Raw genomic sequence first — 405 nt, 5'->3', positions numbered from 1 at the left:
GTGCGCAAGGGCTCGAAGATACTCGAGGCAGCCTGGAAGGCCGAGCCGCATCCGGAAATCGCCGAGCTTTATACCCATGCAAGGCCGGGCGACGCGGTGCTCGACCGCCTCAACCGGGCGAAGAAGCTGCAGGAAATGAAGAAGAACCACGCCGAATCGTCGATGACGGTGGCGCGCGCCGCGCTCGACGCACAGGACTTCTCGACCGCCCGCCGCGAGGCCGAGGCGGCGATCCGGATGGACCGCCGCGAGGGCGCCTATCTGCTGCTCGCCGACATCGAGGAGGCCGAGACCGGCGATCAGGGCAAGGTGCGGCAGCTGCTGTCCAGGGCGGTGCGGGCGCCGCGCGATCCGGCCTGGGTCGCAGACGGCGTGGTATCGGAACGCTGGGCGCCGGTGTCGCCG

1 pseudogene is annotated in these 405 nt (G+C 69.9%); it reads left to right on the top strand.

Going from position 1 to position 405, the window contains the following annotated elements:
- Nucleotides 1-405: pseudogene (locus tag EN964_RS37285) on the top strand (heme biosynthesis protein HemY); the annotation flags it as partial.

Source organism: Mesorhizobium sp. M7A.F.Ca.CA.001.10.2.1 (genome assembly GCF_003998575.1).
Lineage (GTDB): Bacteria > Pseudomonadota > Alphaproteobacteria > Rhizobiales > Rhizobiaceae > Mesorhizobium.
The sequence above is the reverse complement of the archived record's forward strand: the minus strand, read 5'-3'. Positions and strand labels throughout refer to the sequence as shown.